The organism is Nitrosomonas sp. Is24, from assembly GCF_033063335.1.
GTDB lineage: Bacteria > Pseudomonadota > Gammaproteobacteria > Burkholderiales > Nitrosomonadaceae > Nitrosomonas.
Genome location: NZ_JAWJZG010000001.1, coordinates 280213 through 300120, shown reverse-complemented (window position 1 = coordinate 300120; position 19908 = coordinate 280213). Strand labels below are relative to the sequence as shown.

Annotated in this window: 19 protein-coding genes; 15 read left to right on the top strand and 4 right to left on the bottom strand. The window is 49.3% G+C overall.

The annotated features are described in order from the left end of the window. Positions 1–19: 19 nt before the first annotated feature. From R2103_RS01370 to R2103_RS01345, 6 genes are all read left to right on the top strand, one after another. Positions 20–1030 (top strand): glycosyltransferase family 2 protein, encoded by a 1011-nt coding sequence (locus tag R2103_RS01370; RefSeq protein ID WP_317529781.1) that lies wholly within the window; start codon positions 20–22, stop codon positions 1028–1030. 74 nt (positions 1031–1104) lie between these two features. Beyond that, positions 1105–2046 carry a glycosyltransferase family 2 protein gene (locus R2103_RS01365; RefSeq protein ID WP_317529780.1) on the top strand — a complete coding sequence of 314 codons (942 nt, stop codon included), beginning with the start codon at positions 1105–1107 and terminating at the stop codon, positions 2044–2046. Further along, positions 2039–2929 (top strand): NAD-dependent epimerase/dehydratase family protein, encoded by an 891-nt coding sequence (locus tag R2103_RS01360; RefSeq protein ID WP_317529779.1) that lies wholly within the window; start codon positions 2039–2041, stop codon positions 2927–2929. The genes R2103_RS01365 and R2103_RS01360 overlap by 8 nt, the downstream gene beginning before the upstream one ends. Before the next feature lie 83 nt (positions 2930–3012). Continuing rightward, entirely contained in the window at positions 3013–4809 is a 1797-nt protein-coding gene (locus R2103_RS01355; RefSeq protein ID WP_317529778.1) for a type I secretion system permease/ATPase, read from the top strand. A 60-nt stretch (positions 4810–4869) separates the two neighbouring features. Further along, positions 4870–6222: an HlyD family type I secretion periplasmic adaptor subunit gene (locus R2103_RS01350; protein WP_132427236.1), complete on the top strand. Its 1353-nt coding sequence runs from the start codon at positions 4870–4872 to the stop codon at positions 6220–6222. 74 nt (positions 6223–6296) lie between these two features. Then, the gene (locus tag R2103_RS01345) at positions 6297–7583 is read left to right on the top strand and encodes a TolC family outer membrane protein (RefSeq protein WP_317529777.1); all 1287 of its coding nucleotides are present in this window, start codon (positions 6297–6299) and stop codon (positions 7581–7583) included. A gap of 72 nt (positions 7584–7655) precedes the next feature. Here the strand turns inward: R2103_RS01345 and R2103_RS01340 are convergent, their stop codons facing one another. Then, on the bottom strand, positions 7656–8129 hold the full coding sequence (locus R2103_RS01340) for a DUF5658 family protein (RefSeq protein WP_317529776.1): 474 nt from the start codon (positions 8127–8129) through the stop codon (positions 7656–7658). 222 nt (positions 8130–8351) lie between these two features. On the opposite strand from R2103_RS01340, the gene R2103_RS01335 reads away from it, so the two are divergent. After that, entirely contained in the window at positions 8352–8993 is a 642-nt protein-coding gene (locus R2103_RS01335; protein ID WP_317529775.1) for an FxDxF family PEP-CTERM protein, read from the top strand. A gap of 91 nt (positions 8994–9084) precedes the next feature. Here the strand turns inward: R2103_RS01335 and R2103_RS01330 are convergent, their stop codons facing one another. Next, a complete protein-coding gene (locus R2103_RS01330) occupies positions 9085–9783 on the bottom strand; it encodes a response regulator transcription factor (protein ID WP_317529774.1) in 699 nt (232 codons plus the stop codon). A 657-nt stretch (positions 9784–10440) separates the two neighbouring features. Here R2103_RS01330 and R2103_RS01325 point away from each other — a divergent pair. The 4 genes from R2103_RS01325 (at position 10441) to R2103_RS01310 (ending at position 14098) form a co-directional block, all read left to right on the top strand. Then, complete coding sequence (locus tag R2103_RS01325) at positions 10441–10644, top strand: cold-shock protein (protein WP_090317641.1); 204 nt, start codon at positions 10441–10443, stop codon at positions 10642–10644. A 361-nt stretch (positions 10645–11005) separates the two neighbouring features. Then, positions 11006–12232 (top strand): bifunctional glutamate N-acetyltransferase/amino-acid acetyltransferase ArgJ, encoded by a 1227-nt coding sequence (gene argJ / locus R2103_RS01320; protein WP_317529773.1) that lies wholly within the window; start codon positions 11006–11008, stop codon positions 12230–12232. 18 nt (positions 12233–12250) lie between these two features. Then, positions 12251–13126 carry an ATP-binding protein gene (locus tag R2103_RS01315; RefSeq protein WP_317529772.1) on the top strand — a complete coding sequence of 292 codons (876 nt, stop codon included), beginning with the start codon at positions 12251–12253 and terminating at the stop codon, positions 13124–13126. 3 nt (positions 13127–13129) lie between these two features. Continuing rightward, complete coding sequence (locus R2103_RS01310) at positions 13130–14098, top strand: Nudix family hydrolase (protein ID WP_317529771.1); 969 nt, start codon at positions 13130–13132, stop codon at positions 14096–14098. Between the two features lie 26 nt (positions 14099–14124). Here R2103_RS01310 and R2103_RS01305 read toward each other — a convergent pair whose 3' ends face one another. Then, positions 14125–15255: a GGDEF domain-containing protein gene (locus R2103_RS01305; RefSeq protein ID WP_317529770.1), complete on the bottom strand. Its 1131-nt coding sequence runs from the start codon at positions 15253–15255 to the stop codon at positions 14125–14127. After that, complete coding sequence (locus R2103_RS01300) at positions 15255–15443, bottom strand: DNA gyrase inhibitor YacG (protein WP_317529769.1); 189 nt, start codon at positions 15441–15443, stop codon at positions 15255–15257. Before R2103_RS01300 ends, R2103_RS01305 begins: the two co-directional genes overlap by 1 nt. A gap of 276 nt (positions 15444–15719) precedes the next feature. Here R2103_RS01300 and R2103_RS01295 point away from each other — a divergent pair, with 276 nt between their 5' ends. The 4 genes from R2103_RS01295 to R2103_RS01280 all read left to right on the top strand — a co-directional run bounded on the left by R2103_RS01295 (position 15720) and on the right by R2103_RS01280 (position 19886). Beyond that, positions 15720–16286, top strand: a complete 567-nt coding sequence (locus R2103_RS01295) for an RNA polymerase sigma factor (protein WP_317532039.1) — start codon at positions 15720–15722, stop codon at positions 16284–16286. Further along, positions 16283–16849 carry a DUF3619 family protein gene (locus R2103_RS01290; protein WP_317529768.1) on the top strand — a complete coding sequence of 189 codons (567 nt, stop codon included), beginning with the start codon at positions 16283–16285 and terminating at the stop codon, positions 16847–16849. Before R2103_RS01295 ends, R2103_RS01290 begins: the two co-directional genes overlap by 4 nt. Positions 16850–17121: 272 nt before the next feature. Next, positions 17122–19416: an ABC transporter ATP-binding protein gene (locus R2103_RS01285; RefSeq protein WP_317529767.1), complete on the top strand. Its 2295-nt coding sequence runs from the start codon at positions 17122–17124 to the stop codon at positions 19414–19416. Further along, positions 19413–19886, top strand: a complete 474-nt coding sequence (locus R2103_RS01280; protein WP_317529766.1) for a DUF1854 domain-containing protein — start codon at positions 19413–19415, stop codon at positions 19884–19886. Before R2103_RS01285 ends, R2103_RS01280 begins: the two co-directional genes overlap by 4 nt. Positions 19887–19908 lie beyond the last annotated feature (22 nt).

Here is a 19908-nt window from a genome sequence, read left to right as displayed (position 1 = left end):
ATCATGCTCTGCAAAACGAATGACTCGCGCGCAGAACCCTTTTATTTCTGTCATCGTCGTCAATTACAATTCCGGAGAGATGCTGTCCAAAGCTTTGTCTGCGTTAGCGGAGCAAACCTACTCAAATTTCGAGGTTATCGTAATAGATAACCACAGCGTGGATAATTCCTGGCAAGCGGCCGAGAAAACAAACTTCCCATGCCGCCTTGTCCGCCTAAATGAAAATACCGGTTTCGCAGCTGCAAATAACCTCGCTGTGGCGGATTATATTCACAGTGATTGGATTTTTTTTCTGAACCCCGATGCTTATCCTGAGCCGGAATGCCTAGAAGTAATTGTAAAAAATATTAATCGGATTACGGACGTCGATTGTTTTGCCTGTGCACTAATTGACGCAAATAAACCATCACATTTGGATGGACTGGGCGATGCTTACCACATATCCGGATTACATTGGCGCAACGGCCATGGATACCCTTGCGATATCACACCCAAGCAGCCGGTAGAGATTTTTTCAGCATGTGCAGCCGCGGCAATATACCGCACCGAAACATATCGCCGGTTAGGCGGCTTCGATGAAGCTTATTTTGCTTACTCTGAAGATGTCGATCTTGGTTTTCGTCTGCGGCTTACCGGTGGTAAAAGCTTGTTACTACCCGATGCTAAAGTTCATCACGTCGGTTCAGGTATCACAGGAAGCTCGAGCGACTTCTCTGTTTATCATGGGCATCGTAACTTAACTTGGACATTTATCAAGAATATGCCCAGTCCGCTCATTTTTATCCTCTTGCCGGTTCATCTAGCCATGATTCTTTACGTGGGATTTTTTTATGCTGCTTCTGGCCGTCTTAGGCTTTATTGGCAAGCTAAAATCGATGCCTTTAAGCATATCGGATCATTATTGAAGCAAAGAAAAAAAATTCAGAGTAAGCGGGTCTGTTCTAGCTTAAGCTTGCTGCAATTGATGGCTTGGCTGCCGCGTAGAGCTCCTATTAAAGCACCGGCTAAACTAGAAAATACAACCCATTGACACTGTGAGATAATTACCGATAATACTGAGCAGCAGTTATTTCACCTCATAGCGGCTTTATTTGAAGATAGACAATGCACGCTCCACAACAAATCTGCCACGACATAAAAGAACGGTGCACACAACCCATAACGGTAATAATCGTCAACTATAATGCCGGACGAATATTAACCCAGTGTGTTCAGGCAGTTTTGCAACAAGTTCAGCAAGTCTTAGTCATTGACAATGCTTCATCTGATTCCAGTCTGTCAGAACTTGAATCCAGTTTTTCCGCAGACAATCACCTCCAGATAGTCCGCCTCAATAGTAATGCCGGTTTTGCCGCCGGTTGCAACACTGGCCTTAGCGCAGCAACGCAACCCTATATGCTTTTCTTGAATCCGGATTGCATTCTGCAGGAAAATTCACTGCAGCGTATGCTGCACGTAATGGAATCGGATCCCCGGATCGGTATGATTGGCGGCTATCTCGTTAACCCGGATGGCTCCGAGCAAGGCGGCGGACGGCGCGCCATACCTACGCCATGGCGGGCTTTCGTGCGCGCCTTCGGTTTGCATCGTCTGGAAAAATACTGGCCGCGGTTGTTTTTTGATTTTCATCTGGATAAACAGCCTTTACCCCAAGCCCCCATCGAAGTTGAAGCGATATCCGGCGCATTGATGCTGGTGAGGCGTCAAGCCATCGACGATGCCGGCCCCTGGGACGAGCACTATTTCCTGCATTGCGAGGACTTGGATTGGTGCATGCGGTTCAAACAAAAAAACTGGAAAATTGTTTTTGTACCGGATGCGCCGGTTGTTCATTTCCAGGGAACCTGCAGCCGCGCCCGGCCGTACTTCGTTTCTTGGCATAAACATAAGGGCATGCTGCGTTTCTACCGGAAATTTTTCCGTCAGCGCTATCCCGGTATATTAATGGGATTGATTACATTAGGTGTATGGCTGCGCTTCAGCGCCACAGTGCTAGTCTATACAGCACAAAATTGTTACCGGACGTTAAAATTCAAGCATGAATGAGCAACACGTCGGATTACTGGGAGCAACGAGCCTGACAGGAGAATGTTTAATCAGGAAACTGATTGAGTATGGCTGGCATGTCACCGCATTCTCTCGCCATTCCATCACAAACAAAACACTGCACCCACAGATCACGTGGCAGCAATTTGCTACAATGGATAGCGCAAAGGTTTGCAATGAAGGCGATAAAATCCGCGCTTGGTTATGTGTGGCGCCCATTTGGGTGTTACCCGGGCATTTCGATCTGTTATCGGCTTATGGCGCTCGACGAATCATCGTATTATCCTCCACCAGCCGTTTCACCAAAAATACTTCATCCGATCCCGGCGAAAGGAAAATTGCACAACAATTGATTAAAAGCGAAGAGTTACTGCAAACATGGGCTGCCGCACATGAGGTAGAATGCGTCATTTTGCGTCCGACGCTGATTTATGGATACGGGCGTGACAAAAATATTGCTGAAATTGCACAATTTATCCGCCGGTTTGGGTTCTTTCCCTTGTTCGGCTCAGCGAGCGGTTTGCGGCAGCCTATCCATGTGGAAGATGTGGCCGCTGCATGCTATGCCGCGCTGAGCAGGGAAAATTTAAGCCACCGGACTTACAACCTCAGCGGCGAGGAAACTTTGACCTATCGCGCAATGGTTGAGCGCGTATTCGCGGCGATGCACCGTACTCCACGCATGTTGACAGTGCCACTATGGCTTTTCCGGATCGCAACATGGGGACTGCGATGGCTGCCGAAGTACCGCAATTGGACCACGGCAATGGCGGAAAGAATGAATCAGGACTTGAAATTTGACTGTTCCGAAGCCACACGGGAGTTAGATTTTCTCCCTCGATCATTCAAACTGACGGTACAAGACTTACCCGATCAACACTAACAATCACAATCGACAACTATAATCATTTCAATGGATCACGTATTCACTGATGAATTATTCAACACCATGGCGTTAATATCCCAATGAAGTTTAAATTTAAAGCGCCTCAGAATGAAATTGCGCAGGTACTGACCGGCTTTAAGAAGACCTTTAGAAACATTGGTGTTTTTAGTGCAGTCATCAACATGCTGATGCTCATGCCGGCCATTTACATGCTGCAACTGTATGACAGCGTGCTAACCAGCCGCAATGAAATGACTTTATTGATGCTGACATTGATCATGTTAGGCGCCTACATTTTCATGGGTGCGCTGGAATTCGTCCGCAGCTTTGTATTGATCCGTGTCGGCGCGCAACTCGACATGAAGTTGAACAAGCGCGTTTACACCGCCGCCTTTGAGGAAAGTCTCAAAAAAAGCGATAGCAACGCCGGGCAAGCTTTAAAAGATCTGACCAATCTACGGCAATTCCTGACCGGCAATGCCTTGTTCGCTTTCTTTGACGCGCCGTGGTTTCCGATTTATTTGTTCGTGATATTCATGTTTCATCCCATTCTGGGGGTTTTCGCTTTATGCGGCACAGTCATACTGATTGCATTAGCGTACATCAATGAGAAAATCTCGCATAAACCGCTAGCCGAAGCCAATTCGATGTCGATTGCGTCCAGCAATATCGCCTCCAACAATTTGCGCAATGCCGAAGTCATCGAAGCGATGGGTATGCTGCCTAATCTCCAAGCACGCTGGTATAAGCTGCATCGCCGTTTTCTCAATTTGCAAGCCGAGGCCAGCGAGAAATCCGGCATCGTCACCGCGCTGTCAAAATCTTGTACCGTCGCATTGCAGTCGCTGATGCTGGGATTAGGTGCTTTATTGGTGCTGGATAACAGCATCACGCCGGGCATGATGATCGCCGGTTCAATCCTGTTGGGCAGAGCCATCGCACCGGTACAGTTACTCATCAGTGTGTGGAAGCAGATTGGCGGCACCCGCAGCGCTTATGAGCGTCTGACGCAATTGCTTGAACAGAATCCGGAACGAACGGCTGGCATGGCACTGCCTAAACCGCTCGGCGTGATTGCGGTGGAAAATGTCACGGCAGCGCCGCCCGGCAGTAAAGTTCCCGTCATCAAGGGATTGAATTTTTCCCTCGCTGCCGGTGAAGTGCTCGGTATTATTGGCCCGAGCGGATCGGGGAAATCAACTCTGGCGCGCTTATTGGTCGGCGTGTGGCCGGCAGCGGCGGGGAAAGTCAGATTGGATGGCGCTGATGTTTATCTGTGGAACAAGGATGAATTGGGCCCGCATATCGGTTATCTGCCGCAGGATATCGAGCTCTTCGCTGGCACGGTTTCGGAAAATATCGCCCGTTTTGGCGAAATCAACGCGGAAAAAGTTATTCTGGCAGCCAGACGTGCCGGGGTTCACGACATGATCTTGAATATGCCGGAAGGTTACGACACGCATCTGGGTGAAGGTGGCGCCGGTCTTTCCGGCGGACAAAAACAACGCATCGGTTTGGCGCGCGCCATGTATGACGATCCATCCCTGATTGTTCTCGATGAACCCAATTCAAACCTGGACGATGTGGGTGAACAAGCACTTCTGGCCGCCATCACCGATCTGCGCATACGCGGCAAAACCATCGTGTTGATCACACACCGCACCAGTATTCTCAGTGTAACCACTAAATTGCTGCTATTGCAGGACGGCGCAGCAAAAATATTCGGGCCGACCAATCAAGTGGTGGAGGCGCTCGCAAAACAACAACAAGCGCATCAGGCACAGCTGGCGCAAAAGAAAGCCGGGCAGCAAGCTGCGCAAAATCCAGCACCCCCAGCACCTCCAACCACTCCTGCGGTCGACTCTCAAACCGGCTAATTTTTACCGCGCCTTTCAACCTTACCTTGAGCACATACAGATTACCGGACAGGAAGAATAATGAAGCTTGCAGCTGAAGAAAAAAAGACCGTTATTGAAAATGTTCCCGCCGATTTATCCCATCAGGTTGACACCGATGAGACGCTCCATACCAAATTGGGCTGGTGGATCGTTTTGGCAGGCTTTGGCGGATTTATCCTATGGGCATCTTTCGCACCATTGGATAAAGGCGTGCCGGTTCCTGGCACAGTCACGGTCGCCAGTCATCTGCAAGCGGTCCAGCATCAAATCGGTGGCATTATCGACAGCATTCTGGTGAAGGAAGGAGAGCATGTCGCGGTTGGCCAAGTTTTAGTCCGGATGAATGATGTTCAGCTCAAAGCGCAAGCTGAAATCACCCGCAGTCAACTGTATACCGCGCGCGCAGTGGAAGCGCGTCTATTGGCGGAGCGCGATGGCAGCAAGGAAATCACTTTTCCGCAAGACTTGCTGACATTCCAGCATGATCCGCGCATTGCCAATAACATCATCACTCAGAACCAATTATTCACATCGCGCCAGTTAGCCTTGCATCATGAAATCGCGGCACTGGAAGAAAATATTGCAGGCTCAAGAATGCAATTGCGTGGACTGGAAGCTTCGCGGAGCAGTAAAAATGCGCAATTGAAGTTTCTGGAAGAGCAGCTTGTCAATCTGCGCGACTTGGCACAGGATGGTTTCGTCCCGCGCAATCGCGTGTTGGAACTCGAACGCACCTATACCCAATTGACCGGGGAGATTTCTGCGGAAACCGGCAATATCGGCCGCATCCAGCGCCAAATAGCCGAACTGGAACAACGGCGCATCCACCGCCAGCAGGAATACCAGAAAGAAGTGCGGCAACAGTTATCCGATATCAAACGGGAAATTGATTCTTTAAGCAGCCGCCTGAGCGGACAGGATTTTGAACTGGCCAACGTGGAAGTCAAAGCACCTGTGGACGGTTTTGTGGTCGGTATGAACGTTTTTACCGAAGGCGGTGTGATCAGCCCGGGATTTAAGCTCATGGATATCGTTCCGAGCGATGATATGCTGATCATTACCGGGCAAGTGCCGGTTCATCTGATTGACCGGGTGCACGTCGACCTTCCTGTCGATCTTATTTTTTCCGCGCTGAATCAAAAGCAAACCCCTAACATACCGGGCACCGTCACTCAGGTATCGGCGGATCGTCTTATGGATGAACGCAGCGGGCTTCCGTTTTATAATATCAAGGCCAAGGTTACACCGGAAGGCATGAAAAAGTTGACCGATCAACAAATACGCGCCGGCATGCCGGTGGAAATATTCATTAAAACCGGTGAACGCTCGTTGATGAGCTACCTCTTCAAACCGATCCTGGATCGTGTTCATTCGGCCTTGAGTGAAGAATAACGGTAATGATAGATATCCGTAAAATTTTAGTCTTAGCCGGGTTTTTCTTGAGCCCGATCAGCTATGGCCATGCAATGAGCCTCTTAGAGGCTTATGAAGCTGCATTGCTGCATGACCCGACTTATCGTTCCGCTTATCATGAAAATGAAGCCGGGCAACAAGCCGAGGCCATCGGCCTGGCTAGCTTACTGCCCAATCTCTCGCTCACGCATAATCAAAGCAGAAGCACGGGAACTATCACAGCCCCGCAACAAGTCGCGCCAAACAGGGTCATCGAAGTTTCAGACAATACGCATTTTGATAGCCAGATCAGCGCATTGACTTTGCGTCAGCCATTGATCAATTTGGAAGCGGTAGCCAGTTACCGCATCGGAAAAGCGCAAGCCGATTCCAGCCGGGCAAAATTCACCGGCCGCAGCCAACAGCTGGTTGTAAGGCTGGTAGAGGCTTACGTGGAAACCTTACTGGCACAGGATCACGTCAAGCTCTCCGAAGCGCAACTGACTTCCCTTGAAGAACTCAAACGTGTCAATGAACGTATGTTAATCAAGGGCGAGGGAACAACGACCGATGTCTTGGAAACACAATCGAAACACGCCATTGCACAAGCACGTGTTATTGAAGCCAATGATGAGCTGGAAGGAGCCCGGCTCAAACTTGAAGCCATCATAGGACAAAAAACAAACCAGCTAGACCGACTGTCCGATGCGTTTAATACGCGTGCCATTCAGTTGCAAGATTATGACAGTTGGTATTCCTTGGCGCTGGAACGCAATGCCGAGCTGGTAACACAACGCCATGCAGTAACATCCGGTAAGGAAGAAATCAGAAAGAGTTTTGCCGGACATACACCGCGCGTCGATTTAGTCGCCAGTCTCTCTAAAAATAATAGAGGGTCATTTATCACACGGAGTCAGGATGCCGAACTTGCCACCATTGGGGTTGAAGTTAATTTCCCTCTGTATGCCGGTGGCCGTGTAAATGCCCTCACGGCTCAGGCTAAAGCGAATCACGCACGCGCGGAAGCGGATCTCGATGCGGTAACCGATAAGGTCCTCGTCGAATTGAAAAAACAATACAATCTGCTAAAAAGCGGCGTCAAAAAAATTGAATCGCTGGAGCTGGCAGTCAAGTCTGCTGAGTTGCTCGTCGATGCGACAGAAAAAAGTATCCGTGGCGGTATCCGCATCAATTTAAATCTTTTGGATGCGCAACAACAACTATATACCGCACAACGCGATCTTTCACGGGCGCGATTTGATTATCTGCTGGCCTATCTGCGCTTGCAGTTAGCAGCAGGCACACTGGTACTGGATGATTTAAGAAATATAGCCAGCTATTTCAAAACTGGCTTGCGTTAAAAAGGTTTTTGCTGTGATCGTGCATTTGCCAATGAGGTCACCGCATTCTTTTCCGCTTGAACAGCTCTCGGCTCAAAGCGCAGCCGCCAATCCCAACAGATAGCATTCGTATCCGATCAATGTGCCATATCCAGCGAGGATTGCGTACTTGAGATGCCTGACACGCAGGGACTCAATCAGCCGGACGTTATGATGAATTACCAGCAGAATGAGTGCCATCGCGGTAAGCGCCAGTTTTACAGCAACAAACTTTTCTGTACTTTCCTCGATCAGCACCGCCATAAACCAGTTGATCTCCTCTCCGCCATTGGCAAGGATGTTGAGCGTCAGGTAAGCGTCCAACGCGCTCAGCAATAAAATAGCAATAACGCAAAACAGCACATTTCCCGTGTAACGATCGACGTACACCGGTTTCCCTTTCTCCGACACTCTGCGTTCCCCGATCCGCCTGCCCATTTTGATCCCTACATGGTACGCGCAGAAGAATGGCATATCCTGACGTCGATCCTGTTTTCTATTATTTGAAACCGCAACTGCATCAGTCATAAAAAAGCTCCCACGGATACTGTACTCACTCGCATGATAGCAAAAACAGCGGATAAGAATATCAGCGTAGCATCTCTTTATTTCTAGTACAGATGTACCAGAAAAAGAGGAGTTGATACCTATGTACTCAGAGGACCTGCTGTCTTAAATTGCAGAAGTAAAAACTGAACAATTTAATAAAACAAAACGATACAATTTTTTATACACGATGGAGATTGTGAAATGAACAAGAAAATATTGGCTAATATCACCGCACTGGTGATTCTGGGTGCGGCAAGCAGCGCATATGCCGCTCTCACGCCGGACAGTTACAACATGCTGAACGGCAATACCGGCAGTTATAACTACTGGGATGAAACCTACAGCGGAGCCGGTTGTGTAACCTGTGACAACGCAGCTTTGACGGGCGGCCGTGGCGATCTGACCGATGGAATCATTGCAACTGACAACTGGTTTGTCACTGAAGCACCTGCCGGCAATGGCTCTTATGTCGGCTGGACTCTGGATCCGACCATTACCTTTCACTGGAATGCGCCTGTCAATATCAGCTCCGTCACTTTTCATTTTGATGATTCAAATGGCTCCGGTGGCGTCAGCGCGCCAGCAAGCGTGGATGTGAACGGGATCAATTTCCCCATTTCGGATCCTGCCGGTTCTGCGCCATTCGCTTTTGTAGCAAATGGCTTATCGTTCACGGGTAACGATCTCGCTGTGACAATCCATAGAAGTAATGCATGGGTTTTCCTGAGCGAAGTCGAGTTTAATGTCACATCGGTTCCGGAACCCGAAACTTATGCGATGTTACTAGCCGGTTTAGGTTTAGTTGGTTTTGCCATTCGCCGTAGAAAAGCAGTGGCTGTTTAATTCCGCTTCATTCTGGATTGAAAACGGGAGCCGAGGCTCCCGTTTTACTGTGTGCGGATAAAAACCCGGCAACCAGCCGGAATAAAGCCAGTTATCTAACCGGCTCAACAGTTTTGGCATGTTGCAAGCGGTAACCATAACCGTAGATTGTCAAAATATCCCATTCACTTCGCGTGGCGAGATTGAGCTTATTCCGGATCCGGCTGATGTGCGTGTCCACGGTACGGGTATCGATTTCTGCCGACAATCCCCATATTTTTTCCAACAAGTGAATTCTCGACAGCAGTTTATTCATATTCTGAAACAGATAGCAGGCCAGCACGAATTCTTTCTGGGTAAGTCCGGCATTTTTGCCATCGACACAGATTGCTTGATTTTCTGAATCAATCTTATAGGGACCGAATTGCAACATTGCGGGCGGCTTTTCGCGGCTACGACGCGCCAACGTCTCAATTCTGGCGAGCAACTCAAAATGCCGGGAAGATTTCACGAAATAATCATCCGCGCCCATATGCAAAACATTAACGACATCCGATTCACTGTTACGCGAAGTCACACAAATAATCGGAATATGCCAATCCATATTTCCTCGGATCCATTTCAGCGCTTCCCCGGCAGTACCATCCGGCAATATCCAATCGATCACGAGCAGATCAAATCTTTCATCCCGCAGCGCATCGAGAAAGGATGCTATGGTTCCAAAAAATTCACATTGGTAGCGATCGGGCGAAAGCAGTAGCTCATAGATGGCTACCTGAGTGGGCTCGTCTTCAAGTATTCCTAAACGCATAGACTGATGAATTTATACAAGATTGATTATATTGGATATCCGGTTTCTTTCAGTCCGGGTAGCGCACACCCTTCCATGCGCAGCAACCGGCTGGATTGGTAATCGGGAATTCAAGGCATTTCTTGAATCGAGTATGAAGGGCAAAATGCACTCAATTACAAAAGTTGCCGAGTTGTCTGGGTACGCTGCGGATATCACGCCCGGTACCATCTGCGCCGCGTTCAATTTCCTCTCATCAGTCATGGCATTCTCCTTCTAGGCATGAACAAACAGGCAGTAATGCGATGAAATAGAATAAGCTACAAATGCGATAAAAATTTTCCCAGTAGCATGTTTACGAGCGCAAGATTCGAGCAAAAAACGAAATGGTTGCAATCCACAACATATCAACTGGAATATTTTCAATCTGAGTTACTGCTTATTTTTAAACTATCGAATCAATCCGCTAGAGCCACCGTTAGTTTTTAATTCTTGAATCATCACTCCAGCATTATTAATAAATGCTTGAACTTTGTCAGGAAACGTGTATCTTAGAAGAGTCTTTTGGATTCAAGTTGTGAAATGTGATGCTTATAGTTGAGCTTTTTCCTTGATATTCGATGGCCACTACGGATCACTGTAGAAGAAGTAAATTCATTAATTATTAAGGAAATAAACATGGCAACAGGTGTAGTTAAATGGTTCAATGACGCTAAAGGTTTTGGCTTTATTACCCCAGATAACGGTGGAGAAGATTTGTTTGCACACTTCTCTGCAATCAACAGTAACGGTTTCAAATCATTGCGTGAAGCACAACGTGTTACTTTCGATGTAACGACAGGCCCTAAAGGCAAGCAAGCATCGAACATTGTGCCGCAGTAAACGAGCTTAAAGCTTAAATAAAAAGCCCCGGTAATCCGGGGTTTTTTATGGGCGAGATCCCGAAATCCAATAAACATTTCTTTCCTTAAAATCGTTATCCCTGCTTCGCTACGCGGCTAGTATCGGCTTAAAACCAAGCCATCACCTTTATCAGCAGCTTACCGTATTGCTCACCCAGTTCGGCCATGCTCGATAAATCCTGTCCACGAAATTTTTATCCATGTGAAGTTTTAGTGCCAAATGCTTGAATTAGTCATAGCGAAAATTGGGTACATTGCGGGAAAAATGATGTCGCAATTTATGGCAAATATCACAGCAGATGAGGTAGCATAGCGGCTTTCAATCAAGCTGATTACTAACTATGCCTGTCAATATTCCTCCTCTAACCCCTGAACAATTGCTGCCTGTTGCGGGTGTCGAGCTCGGCACCACCGAGGCCGGGATCAAAAAGGCCAACCGCAAGGATTTGCTGGTGATGGTGCTGGACGAAGGCACGCAAGCGGCCGGGGTGTTTACGCAGAACCGTTTTTGCGCCGCGCCGGTGACCGTGGCCAAGCAGCATTTGGCGCACGCTGCCATCCGCGTCTTGGTGGTCAACACCGGCAACGCCAATGCCGGAACCGGCGAGGTAGGCATTCAGCATGCCCTGGCAACCTGTGCCGAAGCTGGCCGGTTGTTGGGTTGCGCCACACAGCAGGTGCTGCCGTTTTCGACCGGCGTGATCATGGAGCCGTTGCCGGTCGATAAGATTGTTCAAGGATTGCCCGCCGCAGTGGCGAATTGCAAAGCGGATAACTGGTTTAACGCCGCGCACGCGATCATGACCACGGACATCGTGCCGAAGGCGGCCTCAAAGCAAGTGCAGATCGGCGGCAAGACGGTCACGGTGACCGGCATCGCCAAAGGCTCCGGCATGATCCACCCAAATATGGCGACGATGCTGGGGTATGTCGCGACCGATGCGGTCATCAGCCAGCCTTTGTTGCAAGAGTTGGTGAAATACGCAGCGGATCATTCGTTCAACCGCATCACGGTGGACGGTGACACCTCGACCAACGACGCGTTCATCGTCGTGGCGACCGGAAAAGCCGGGAATGCGGAAATCACCCGGCAAGACAGCAGCGAATTTAACCAATTGCAGCAAGCCGTGACCGCGATTGCCGCCGAGCTGGCGAAAATGATCGTGCGCGACGGCGAAGGCGCGACCAAATTCATTACCGTGCAAATCGAAGCGGGCAAGGATGCCGGTGAATGCGCCAAAGTGGCTTACGCGATTGCACATTCGCCGCTGGTCAAAACCGCTTTTTTCGCGTCCGACCCGAATCTGGGCCGGATTCTCGCGGCGATCGGCTATGCCGGAATCGATGATTTGAACGTCGACGGCATTCAACTATATCTCGACGATGTGCTGGTCGCGGAAAAAGGCGGGCGGGCGACCAATTATCAAGAGGCTGATGGGCAACGCGTAATGAATCAGTCTGAAATCACCATCCGTGTGGTGCTCAATCGCGGTAGTGCATCGACTACCGTGTGGACCTGTGATTTCTCTTATGACTATGTGAAGATCAATGCCAGTTACCGCAGTTAATCGAAAGGCGAATGCAGCGTGAGCGATTGGGATAAATTCTATAAACGGGCGGATAAGCTGCTCGATCATCTGGAAAAGTTACTACCGGCCGCGCAGCCGGAACCGGATTGGCAAACAGCCATCGCGTTCCGCTGGCGCAGGCAGGGAAATAGTGGATTTATCCAGCCAGTGACGCAACCTCACCGCATCACGCTCGACGCGCTGTGCGGCATCGACGATCAGAAACAGCGCATCGATCAGAACACACAGCAATTCGTGCAGGGCTTTTCCGCCAACAATGTGCTGCTGACCGGCGCGCGTGGCACCGGGAAATCCTCATTGATCAAAGCGCTGCTGAACAAATACGCGCAGGATGGCTTGCGTCTGATCGAGGTGGAAAAACATCATCTGGTCGATTTGCACGACATCGTGGAAAAAATTTATCAGCGCCCGGAGCGCTTCATTCTGTTTTGCGACGATTTGTCGTTTGAAACCGACGAGCCAGGCTACAAAGCGCTCAAAGTGGTGCTGGACGGTTCGATTGCCACGGTTTCCGACAATGTGCTGATTTATGCCACATCGAACCGGCGTCACATGGTGCCGGAATTCATGCGCGACAATCTCGACAACAAGCATATCGGCGACGAAGTACATCCGAGCGAAGCCATCGAGGAAAAAATTTCCTTGTCGGAGCGGTTTGGTATGTGGGTGTCGTTTTATCCGTTCGATCAGGATCAGTATCTGGACATCGTGCGCTACTGGCTGGCTTATTTCGGTATCCAGGAAATGACCGCGCTGGCACGCACCGAGGCCTTGCAATGGGCCATCGAACGCGGTTCGCGCAGCGGCCGGGTGGCGTGGCAGTTCGCGCGCGATCTGGCGGGCCGGCAACAATCGGCTAGCGATCGTTCGTAATCAATGAGTCACTCAACCGCGCCGATTGCCGGATCGGCACCCATCGTCGAAGTCGTCGCAGCAGTGATTCTGCAGCCGGATGGCCGGTTCTTACTGACACGCAGGCCCGAGGGAAAAGTGTATTCCGGTTACTGGGAATTCCCCGGCGGCAAGGTTGAACCCGGCGAATCGCTATTGCGCGCGCTGGAGCGCGAATTATGGGAAGAACTCGGCATTCACGTGCGCCAGGCTCACCCCTGGATCACACGCGTTTTCAGCTATTCACATGCCACCGTACGACTGCATTTCTTTCGCGTGGTGGAATGGGAAGGTCAGCCCTCACCCCGGGAAAAACAGGGATTATCCTGGCAATGGCCACATCCGGTTGAAGTATCTCCGATGCTGCCTGCCAACGGCCCGATTTTGCAGTCGCTGCGGTTACCGCCGGTTTATGCCATCACCCATGCGGCTGAAACCGGCATCGAGGCCGCATTACAACACATCGAGCACGCATTGCACAACGGCTTGCGCTTGCTGCAAATCCGCGAAAAACAAATGGCGCCGGATGTGCTGCATAACTTTGCCGGGAAAGTTCTTGAACTTGCCCGGCCCCATCAAGCAAAAGTGTTGATCAATGGTAACGCACCACTGGCGCAGGAACTTGGCGCGGATGGCGTGCATCTCACATCGCCGCAGCTGATGGCCATGTCGTCCCGCCCCGATCCGGGCTACGGATTATGCGCCGCATCCTGCCACAACGCCGAAGAGCTTTTTGCCGCGGAACAACTGGGATTGGATTTTGTAGTGTTGGGGCCGGTGCAAGCCACACTCAGTCATCCGGGATTATCGCCATTGGGTTGGAGAAGGTTTGCGACGCTGATTCGCGGCTATTCGCTGCCGGTGTATGCACTGGGCGGATTGCACCGGGAAGATTTGCCCATCGCCCAGGAAATGGGCGCGCATGGCATTGCGATGATGCGCGGAATCGAATGAACGCAGGTGAAAAGAACCGCCCCGGTTCAGTGCGTAATCAGATCGGCATCGGCGTATACCGCCACCTGATTGCGGCCGCCTGATTTGGCGGCGTATAACGCCTGGTCGGCTCGATCGAGTAAGGTGTTGCAGATGAAATCCGCGTCGTGTTGCTGCGCAGTCAACAAACTTCGCAGGCTGGCGATACCGATCGAAATCGATACAGTGAATTGTTTGTCATGAAAATTCAGCGCAGTGGAACAAATCGATTGACGCAACCGTTCGGCAATTTCATGCGCTGCTTGCAACGTCGTCGACGGTAGCGCAACGACGAATTCTTCCCCGCCATATCGCGCCACAATATCACACGACCGGACTTGCTCCTTGATTAAGCCGACCATATAGCGGAGCACCAGATCGCCGGTTTGATGGCCGTAGGTGTCATTGATTTTCTTGAAATGATCCACATCGAGAAACATGCAAATCAAATCATCATCCCAGCGCATGCAGCGGGCAATTTCATCCTTGAAACGCAGATCGAAATAACGGCGGTTATACGCTTGCGTCAGCACATCCTGGTAGCTGATTTCCTTGAGCCGTTGCTGATTGAGGCAGTTTTCGATCGCAACGGCAGCCATCGCGGATATTTTTTGCAAGAAAAGCGTCCCGATACCCGCCTGATAGCGATGCGGATCATGACTAAGCAACAATAATGCGCCGATTATCTGATCGCCGCGCAGCAACGGCAGAAATGCAGCACTTTTTACCTGATCGCGGCTTTTCAGATTAGCGATCATCCAGCGGTAATTCTTCAATGCTTCCACGCCCAGCACCGGATGACTGGATAGCGAATGGATGATTTCCGCATCTTTTAAGGTATCGAGAATCAAGAGCTTGTTCTCGTAGCTCAGCTGCGCTTCTTCGTCGCGTTCAAAGAACAGACGTTCGGTGTCTTTATGGTAGTCAACCAGACACAAAACAACATCGAGTAACTGAAAACGCTCAACGGTTTGCGATAACAGCAGATCCCGCAGCTGTTTGGGTGTGCTGGCGCCAATAATTTCAAAGCCAAAGGTCTCATATAACTCCTGCTTTTTCTCATTGGCTCTGGCTTGCTTGAGCAGATGATCGAGCTTACGCTGTAACTCCCGGTTCTTCTCGTAGATCGATTCATCCATTATATCGGCTCAGTGGTTATAGTATTCTCCGGATCTTTTTCTACTTCAGGGATGCGGTAAGATTCCTGGGCCCATTGCGACAGATCGTTCGTTTTGCACCGTTCGGAACAAAACGGACGGAAACGGCTGGCCGGTTCCCAGATTATTTCTTTACCGCATTGCGGGCAATTGACTGTGCGCTGTTGCATAAAAGCAGATCATTGTTAGATTGTTTTAAGATAAGAGTTTTGTATTAGCGAAAAATAAGTAGAATAGTAATAAAATTATTACGCATGAATCTGATAGGGAATTATTCGTTTTAGTTTTAAACTGATCATAAAAAATAAAATCCTTTTTTTCTTATCTGTGATGAAATTTAACACTATTCCAGCAGCCCGCGAGATTTAGTATTCTACAAAAATTTAGCGCCCGTTAGTTTTAACTTTCTAAATTATTTTTAATCACTTACTTTAAGGTTACAAATCCTGGCCACGCGACAAGAACTTTCAGATTTTCTGATTGCAACCGAAAAGCGCGCCTATAAACAAGCCTTGTTCGCGGTTCATGACGAGCATATGGCATTGGATATTGTTCAGGATTCCATGATGAAACTGACGGCGAGCTATGCTTCAAAACCAGCCGAAGAGCTACCGTTATTGTTTCAGCGCATCCTGCAAAATACCATTCGCGATTATTACCGGCGGCAGAAGATCCGTTCACTATGGACGACACTGTTTTCAGCATTCACCCCCAGTGATCAAGATAAGAATCAAGAAGACTTCGATATACTCGAAACTTTACAGGTAAAGCAGGAATCCAATGATCCCCATGCTCAGCTTGAAAGATTACAACTCATTAATTTAATAGAGGAAGCAATAAAAATTCTGCCATCACGTCAACGCGAAGCCTTCATACTGCGTTACTGGGAAGAAATGAGTTTGGCGGAAACAGCCGCTATTATGAAATGCTCGGAAGGTAGTGTAAAAACACATTGCTCACGGGCAGTTCATACATTAGCTACAATTCTCAGAGAAAAAGGAGTGAAATTATGAACGAGCAGGAACTGGGAAAAGAAATTGCCAGATTATTGGACACCAGTGCTAATGAAACTATTAAGCAGAGTACCCTGTATCGGCTGCAAGCAGCGCGCCGTGCCGCTCTGGAAAATTGCCAGCCCACATTGGAAATGATGAATTCAGGTAATGGCACGTCCGTTTTCGGTGGACACAACGAACATTTCAATGCTGGAAAGTTGTTGTTATTAGTAGCCGTGTTGGTCACTTTTGCTTTGGTGTCGGCAACTTATTGGCAATTTCTGGAAAGAAACAGGCTAACCGCAGACACTACGATACTGGTTGATGGCTTATCGGCAGACGGTCTTAGTGATAATGAACCGAAACTGATTGATGAGTTATCGATCGATAACTATATTGACAATGTACTCCAATTGGTTGAGGACATATCCGCAGAGGTTCTGATCGCTAATGAGCCTATCCCTGAGGAAATTGATGGCTCTCCGGCAAATGTTCAAATTGAGAGTGAACCGGAATTGATCGAGGATTTACCCACGGAAGCCCGCGCTGATAGTGAACTAGATGAAAAATTAGATCCCTAATGGACCTATTTCTTTCTTTAATGCCTCGCCTGAATCCACTGATTCTTTAAGGAAAGAACTAAAGCTGCAATAATCGAAAAGGCTAGGAAAAAATTCCAGCAGCTTGCAACTGGCGAACATAAACCAGAAGAAATCACATAGTCCAGCCAGAAGCTGAAGCTATAAAAAACGCATGCTGGAAAATTCTATAATCAATCCATTAAAGGGTTGATTGCGTGTCTTACTTCACTTTCTAAAGAAAATCTCATTTTATCTTTTTTGCAGTTTAATTCATGCAACAACTCCCTCATCCATCATTAAGCAACTTGCCTTCAGCTTGGCTCAATGCGCTTTCTTCACAATTGATCAGCGAAGAAAGCATTCTCGCCTGGCTTGAAATCGATCTCGACCACCAGCTGCATTTTGCTATAGGCATCATCATCGCAACGAATAAACGTGTATTGGCAAAAATGGCTGGCGATGAAACTTGGCAAACATGGACTTATCAGCAAGGATTGCAGCTGACACAGCGCGATCATGCCGGTGTTGGCTGTCTGGAATTGTTCAATCCGCATACGCGGCTTGCCTTTTGGCGTTACCGCTTAGGTAATGTCATGGCGGCGAACAGGCTGATCGAGTGCTTTACGCAGCAACTCGATTATCATGTCGACGGCAAGCTGCCTGAATCCTCGCAGGCATCGGCTCAATGTCCCCATTGCGGCGCTTTTCTATCTGCTGAACAGGATGAATGCCCTGTTTGTGAGAAACAAAATCATATACCGCCTTCCACCTGGGTCTTACTACGCTTATGGCGCTTCGCAAAGCCCTACAAAGGACGACTACTGATCGGTTTTCTGCTGACCTTATGCAGCACTGCCGCAACCTTGGTGCCGCCCTACTTAACCATGCCACTCATGGATAATGTATTGATTCCATATCAGAATGGCCAGCCTATCGATACCGACTTAGTACAATTCTATCTCTCCGGCTTACTGGGAGCGGCGATCCTTGCCTGGATGCTGGGCTGGGCGCGAACCTACATGCTGGCACTGGTTTCAGAGCGTATCGGCGCTGATTTGCGCACCACCACCTACGAGCATTTACTGAATCTTTCGCAGGAATATTTCGGCGGCAAGCGGACCGGCGATTTGATGGCGCGTATCGGTGCTGAGACTGACCGCATTAATCTTTTTATTTCATTGCATTTACTCGACTTCGCCACGGATGTCATCATGATTTGCATGACGGCTATCATTTTAGTGTCGATCAATCCCTGGTTAGCTTTGGTAACGCTGATACCGCTGCCAATTATCGCATGGCTGATTCATTTGGTTCGCGACCGCTTGCGGATTGGTTTTGAAAAGGTGGATCGCATCTGGGCCGAAGTGAACAATGTGCTCGCAGACACAATTCCAGGTATCCGGGTAGTTAAAGCCTTCGCGCAAGAGAAAAGAGAAGCGGCGCGTTTTCACGCCGCAAACCAGCGCAATCTGCAAATCAATGATCGCGTCAATAGAATCTGGTCACTGTTTACGCCGACAGTCACCCTACTAACCGAAGTCGGGTTACTCGTCGTATGGGTATTCGGCATATGGCAGATATCGCAGGATGAAATTACCGTCGGGGTGCTGACGGCATTTCTTGCCTATATTGGCCGTTTCTACATCCGGCTCGACTCGATGAGCCGGATTGTATCGATCACCCAGAAAGCTGCGGCCGGCACTAAACGCATTTTTGACATTCTGGATCATGTCTCCAGCGTTCCGGAATCGGCCAATCCGGTACATTTACCAATGATTCAAGGGCAAATAGAGCTGCGTCACGTTGGTTTCCGGTATGGAACGCGCAGTATAACGCGCGGCATCAATCTAGTTATTAAACCCGGCGAAATGATTGGCCTGGTTGGGCACAGCGGTTCGGGAAAAAGCACGTTGGTCAACCTGATCTGCCGTTTTTACGATGTCACCGAAGGCGCCATTCTGGTCGACGGACACGATATCCGTACCTTACCGCTTGCTGAGTATCGCAAACATATTGGCCTGGTGCTGCAAGAGCCCTTTCTGTTTTTCGGCACTATCGCTGAGAATATCGCTTATGGCAAACCAGACGCGAGCCGCGCAGAAATTGTCGCGGCGGCGCGAGCGGCGCACGCACATGAGTTTATTTTACGCCTGCCGCATGGTTATGATTCGCTGGTTGGCGAGCGCGGGCAAGCATTATCGGGCGGTGAACGTCAGCGCATTTCAATCGCGCGCGCGCTATTGATTAATCCGCGTATTCTCATTCTGGACGAAGCCACTTCTTCGGTCGACACCACCACGGAAAAAGATATTCAGAAAGCATTGGATAATCTGGTACGCGGCCGAACCACGATCGCGATCGCACATCGTCTATCGACTCTGCGCGAAGCCAACCGGTTGATTGTCCTGGATCGTGGCAAAATCGTGGAAGTTGGTAATCACGCTGAATTAATGGCGCGTCAGGGCTACTATCACCGGCTGTATTTGGCGCAAGCACGTAATGTCGATGAAGAAGAACGGGCACTGATTTCCGCTGCGGAACACAGCATTGCAGGAGAACACAAATGAGTGCTACCGTTACTTATCAATTAACCCGGAATTCCTACGGCCGTTTGGTTTTGACCGATCAATCCGGTGTCACGCACGAAGGTGTGATTCCCGTGCGGTCATTTCCGATTACCGATCCGGGGCAAGGCATCGCGCTGATCGATTCGCATGGCCATGAGTTGGCATGGATAGAGCAGTTCGATGATTTACCGGAAGCGTATCGCATGTTGATTGAATCAGAACTGGCAAGCCGTGAATTTATGCCGGAGATAAAACGCATCACGAAAGTCTCCGGTTTCATCACGCCAAGCACCTGGCATGTCGAAACAGATCGTGGTGCAGCGGTACTGATTCTGAAGGGGGAAGAGGATATCCGCCGTTTAACCGCATCGTCGTTAATGATCACCGATAACCATGGCATCCATTTTCTGCTTCGTGACCGCACGGCACTGGACCGTCATAGCCGCAAATTGCTGGATCATTTTCTGTAGCGATGGGCTTTAAGACTCGAGC

Bases quoted from the DNA above. Each gene is read 5' to 3' on its own strand.
- R2103_RS01325 (WP_090317641.1), top strand. From the start codon at position 10,441: ATGGCAACAGGTGTAGTTAAATGGTTCAATGACGCTAAAGGTTTTGGC.
- R2103_RS01370 (WP_317529781.1), top strand. From the start codon at position 20: ATGACTCGCGCGCAGAACCCTTTTATTTCTGTCATCGTCGTCAATTAC.
- R2103_RS01290 (WP_317529768.1), top strand. From the start codon at position 16,283: ATGAACGAGCAGGAACTGGGAAAAGAAATTGCCAGATTATTGGACACC.
- R2103_RS01350 (WP_132427236.1), top strand. From the start codon at position 4,870: ATGAAGCTTGCAGCTGAAGAAAAAAAGACCGTTATTGAAAATGTTCCC.
- R2103_RS01285 (WP_317529767.1), top strand. From the start codon at position 17,122: ATGCAACAACTCCCTCATCCATCATTAAGCAACTTGCCTTCAGCTTGG.
- R2103_RS01355 (WP_317529778.1), top strand. From the start codon at position 3,013: ATGAAGTTTAAATTTAAAGCGCCTCAGAATGAAATTGCGCAGGTACTG.
- R2103_RS01335 (WP_317529775.1), top strand. From the start codon at position 8,352: ATGAACAAGAAAATATTGGCTAATATCACCGCACTGGTGATTCTGGGT.
- R2103_RS01310 (WP_317529771.1), top strand. From the start codon at position 13,130: ATGAGTCACTCAACCGCGCCGATTGCCGGATCGGCACCCATCGTCGAA.
- R2103_RS01305 (WP_317529770.1), bottom strand. From the start codon at position 15,255: ATGGATGAATCGATCTACGAGAAGAACCGGGAGTTACAGCGTAAGCTC.
- R2103_RS01280 (WP_317529766.1), top strand. From the start codon at position 19,413: ATGAGTGCTACCGTTACTTATCAATTAACCCGGAATTCCTACGGCCGT.
- R2103_RS01330 (WP_317529774.1), bottom strand. From the start codon at position 9,783: ATGCGTTTAGGAATACTTGAAGACGAGCCCACTCAGGTAGCCATCTAT.
- R2103_RS01360 (WP_317529779.1), top strand. From the start codon at position 2,039: ATGAATGAGCAACACGTCGGATTACTGGGAGCAACGAGCCTGACAGGA.
- R2103_RS01365 (WP_317529780.1), top strand. From the start codon at position 1,105: ATGCACGCTCCACAACAAATCTGCCACGACATAAAAGAACGGTGCACA.
- argJ (WP_317529773.1), top strand. From the start codon at position 11,006: ATGCCTGTCAATATTCCTCCTCTAACCCCTGAACAATTGCTGCCTGTT.
- R2103_RS01340 (WP_317529776.1), bottom strand. From the start codon at position 8,129: ATGACTGATGCAGTTGCGGTTTCAAATAATAGAAAACAGGATCGACGT.
- R2103_RS01300 (WP_317529769.1), bottom strand. From the start codon at position 15,443: ATGCAACAGCGCACAGTCAATTGCCCGCAATGCGGTAAAGAAATAATC.
- R2103_RS01345 (WP_317529777.1), top strand. From the start codon at position 6,297: ATGAGCCTCTTAGAGGCTTATGAAGCTGCATTGCTGCATGACCCGACT.